The sequence below is a fragment of the Dietzia sp. DQ12-76 genome (assembly GCF_014145045.1).
Classification (GTDB): domain Bacteria; phylum Actinomycetota; class Actinomycetes; order Mycobacteriales; family Mycobacteriaceae; genus Dietzia.
In genome coordinates, this window is sequence record NZ_JAALDV010000380.1 from 1 (window position 1) to 4172 (window position 4172).

Consider the following 4172-nt stretch of genomic DNA (forward strand, 5'->3'; position numbering starts at 1 on the left):
CGGACCGCCCCGCCACGCCCGACTTGCGCGGCTCTCCCGACTTGCGCGGCGGGAATGGTCCATTGTCGCCGCGTACCCCGGCGATCACCGAGCAGAGGGGGCGCGTAGGCCGAGGGAGGGGGCGGCACGGGTCCGCGTTGGCGGGATCCGGCCGGAGAAGGGAGGACCGGCCCGTCAGAGCCCGCTCGCGCGGCGCGCGAAGTCCACGATCAGCCGGGACGTGGCCCGAGGCTGCTCCATCGCCGGGTAGTGCCCGGACTCCGCGACCATTTCCGTACGGAAGTCCCTGGCCCACGCCGCTGACGCCCGGACCGTCGACGGGCGGATGAACCGGTCCTCCTCGCCGCTGATCCCCAATACCGGCTGGTCGAGGACACCCGAGACCGTGCGGCGGAAATCGCGTCCGTCCGGGCGGAGCTGGCTGCGGACCATCCAGCGGCGCGACTCCAGGGACAGGTGGGCGGCCTTGGGGATGAGCATGGCCTGCCGGAGCAGCGCCGCGGTCTCGCGGAAGTCGTCGGTGTCCTGCCACGCCGGCGCGGAACGGTCCCGGAGCATCGCCTCCACCGACGCCGCGCCGTCGGTGGTGAGGCGGCGTTCGGGGAGCCGGGGAGCCTGGTCTGCAAGAAGACGGGGCACCAGGGCACGGCGTTGGGCGCGATCGCGGATCGCGGCGTGGCGGGTGGCCAGGGGGTGCGGAGAACCGACGACGACGAGGCCCCGCACCGCACGAGGCCGGTGGTATGCCGCCGTCCAGGCCACGAATCCGCCCTCGCCCTGTCCCACGATCACCGCGGAGGTGTGCCCGAGCGCGCGGATGAGGTGCGTGATGTCCGAGGCCAGGGTCCATCCGTCGTACCCGCGCGGTGGTTTGTCGGAGTCCCCGTGGCCCCGCAGGTCCACCGCGACGGCGTGGAATCCGGCCTCGGCCAGCGCCACGAGGGGTTTGCGCATGGTCCACCAGATCCCGCCCAGGCCGTGGATCAACACCACCAGTGGCGGGAGTTCTCCGGGGACGGTGTCGGCCGGAAGGGCCTCGGCGACGTGCAGACGGATGCCGTTGGCCGAGACGTCACGATGCCGCCACGACCCGTCGATCCTGACGATCGACGGGTCGGGCGGCCGGTGTGCGGGAGTATTCAGCTGCGCGTGGCGGGCTGGGGGGTCTCGGTGACCCGCACCGTCCCGGGCCGCGGCTGGGTGCCCGTGGGCATGGCCAGCTTGAGGTCGGACACCGAGTCGATGGTGCGCTGGGGCTTACGGATCTTCTTGACCTTGCGGTAGCCGAGCAGGGCGCAGACCGCCGCCAACAGCACCAGCACCACGAAGACGATGAGGAATCCGATCCAGTCCCAGGACTGGGTGCCGAACCACAGGGAGATGAGCTTGGCCCACATGAAGACGAACGGGAAGAACGACATCAGCAGAAGCACGAGCGCCGCGACGAAGAAGCCCGACCCGGTGGCGGCCCTCTTGACCTGCTCGGTGACCTCGGTCTTGGCGAGCTCGATCTCCGCGCGGACGAGCGTGGACACCTGCGTGGTGGCGTTCTTGACCAGGGTTCCGATGCTGGCGTCGCCCCGACCGATCGAGTCCGCGTCGTGCAGGGGGATCGATGCCTCGGTCGGCGAGTGGGTTCCCTGGGCGTGGCTCACGGTTGTTCCTCCATAGTCAGGCGACGGATGCACCGTCGTCCATCGTGCCACGACACGTGGCCGCCTTCACCCGCTACCCGGTCAGCCGCGCGTGCCCTTCTCCCTGATCTGCTCCATGATGGTCGGATCGGACAGGGTCGAGGTGTCCCCGCCGTCGCGGCCCTCCGCCATGTCCTTTAGCAGACGCCGCATGATCTTCCCGGAGCGCGTCTTGGGCAGTTCGGGCACGATCGTGATGTCGCGGGGCTTGGCGATCGGGGAGATCTCCCGCGACACCTCGGCGCGCAGCTCGTCGATGAGCTTCTGGCGGTCCTCCTCGGCGTCGACGTTGCCGCGCAGGATCACGTACGCGACGATCGCCTGGCCGGTGGTCTCGTCGTTGGCGCCCACCACTGCCGCCTCGGCGACCGCGCGGTGCCCGACGAGGGCGGACTCCACCTCGGAGGTGGAGATGCGGTGGCCGGAGATGTTCATCACGTCGTCGACGCGCCCCAGCACCCACAGTGCGCCGTCGGAGTCCCACTTGGCGCCGTCACCGGCGAAGTAGTACCCCTCCTCGGCGAACCGGGACCAGTAGGTGTCCCGGTAGCGCTCCATGTCGCCCCAGATGCCGCGGAGCATGGACGGCCACGGCTCGGTGAGCACCAAGAAGCCCTGTTCCTCCGCGGCGACCTCCTTGGCCTCGTTGTCCACGATGGACACGGAGATGCCGGGCAGCGGCCGCATGGCCGATCCGGGCTTGGTCTCGGTCACGCCCGGCAACGGGGAGATCATGATCGCACCGGTCTCCGTCTGCCACCACGTGTCCACGATGGGGGCGGTGCCGCCGCCGAGGTTGTCGCGGTACCAGCGCCACGCCTCCGGGTTGATGGGCTCACCCACGGAGCCGAGCAGGCGGATCGAGGTCAGGTCATGGGCGGCCGGGATCTCGGCGCCCCACTTCATGAAGGTCCGCACGAGGGTGGGTGCCGAGTAGTAGATGGTGACGCCGTACTTCTCGATGATCTGGAAGTGGCGGTGCTCGTCCGGTGAGTTGGGGGTGCCCTCGTAGACGATGCACTCGGCACCGTTCGAGAGCGGGGCGTACACGCCGTAGGTGTGCCCGGTGACCCAGCCGACGTCCGCGGTGCACCAGTAGACGTCCTGGCCGGGCTTGTGGTCGAACACGTTGTGGTGGGTGTACGACGCCTGGGTGAGGTAGCCGCCGGAGGTGTGGACGATCCCCTTGGGCTTTCCCGTGGTCCCCGAGGTGTAGAGCAGGAACAGGGGATGCTCGGAGTCGAAGGCCTCGGGCGTGTGCTCGGTGGACTGCTGCGGGACCACCTCGTCCCACCACGCGTCCCGGCCCTCGGTCCACTCCACGTCGAGCCCGGTCCGACGGACCACGAGGACGGTCTGCACCGATTCGGCGGTCCCCTCGGCGTCGACCCCGTTTCCGGAGAGCGCGTCGTCGACCCCGGCCTTGAGCGGCGCGGGCTTACCGCGACGGAACTGGCCGTCGGCGGTGATGACGACCTTCGCCTCCGCGTCGTCGATGCGCTGGCGGAGCGCGTTGGGGGAGAAGCCGGCGAACACCACGGAGTGGGTGAGCCCGAGGCGGGCGCAGGCCAGCATCGCGATGTAGACCTCGGGCAGGAGCGGCATGTAGATCGCCACCCGGTCGCCGGCCACGAGCCCGAGGGAGCTGAGGTAGTTGGCCGCGCGGCTGACCTCGTCCTTGAGTTCGGCGTAGGTGATGTCGCGGGCGTCATCCTCCGGCTCGCCGATCCAGTGGATGGCCACCCGGTCGCCGTTGCCGGCCTCGACGTGACGGTCCACGCAGTTGTGGGCCACGTTGAGCTTGCCGCCGACGAACCACTTGGCGACCGGTGCGTCGGACCAGTCGAGCACCTCGGACCACTCCGTGGACCAGTCCAGGCGCCGTGCCTGCTCGTCCCAGAACGCGAGTCTGTCAGCGGCTGCGACGTCGTAGAGGTCGGCCTGCGCGTTGGCCTGGGCGGTGAAGGCGGGGTCGGGTGCGTAGGTCTGGGTGTGGTCGTGATCGGTCATCAGCGGCTCTCTCTCGGGATGTGTGTTCACGGCGGCCGGAATCGACACGGCGGAAGCGACCGAACCGGTTTCTGTGAGCGTAGTCACATACGCTCGACCGTGTTTCGCAACACACCCGATAGGGGGGCGCGGGGGGAGTGGGGGTCAGGACTTCCGTTCGCGGCCTGGGGATTCGACGGCCTCGCCGCCGTCATCAGGGGTGGTGTCGCCCTTCTGCTGGGCGGGAGTCTCGGCGTCGGACCGGCCTCCGCCTGCGGGGGATCCCGGTGACGCCGTCGTCGTTCCCGTCGACTGTCGCGCGTCCCGGGAGTCCTCGGTCGTGGTCGCGGAATCGTCGGGCGTCTTGTCGGGCGCGTTGCCGGGCGCCTTCGGCGTGGTCGCCTCGCTGTTCTTCGCCTTCCCGTCGGCCGCCGCGCCGGCCGGCGCCGTCGCCGCGGACTTCTCCGTCGTCGCCGGGGCGGTCTCGCG

Annotated in this window: 3 protein-coding genes and 1 pseudogene; all 4 read right to left on the reverse strand. The window is 70.1% G+C overall.

Translation table 11 applies throughout. The features are described 5' to 3' along the window. Positions 1–174: 174 nt before the first annotated feature. Entirely contained in the window at positions 175–993 is an 819-nt protein-coding gene (locus G6019_RS12820; protein WP_107755631.1) for an alpha/beta fold hydrolase, read from the reverse strand. Between the two features lie 146 nt (positions 994–1139). Then, positions 1140–1655: a phage holin family protein gene (locus G6019_RS12825; protein WP_107755632.1), complete on the reverse strand. Its 516-nt coding sequence runs from the start codon at positions 1653–1655 to the stop codon at positions 1140–1142. Positions 1656–1736: 81 nt separating this feature from the next. Further along, entirely contained in the window at positions 1737–3704 is a 1968-nt protein-coding gene (acs, locus tag G6019_RS12830) for an acetate--CoA ligase (protein WP_107755633.1), read from the reverse strand. A gap of 144 nt (positions 3705–3848) precedes the next feature. Then, a pseudogene (locus G6019_RS12835) lies at positions 3849–4172 on the reverse strand (hypothetical protein); the annotation flags it as partial.

Excerpts from the sequence above, each read along its gene's own strand:
- acs (WP_107755633.1), bottom strand. The coding sequence starts at position 3,704 with ATGACCGATCACGACCACACCCAGACCTACGCACCCGACCCCGCCTTC.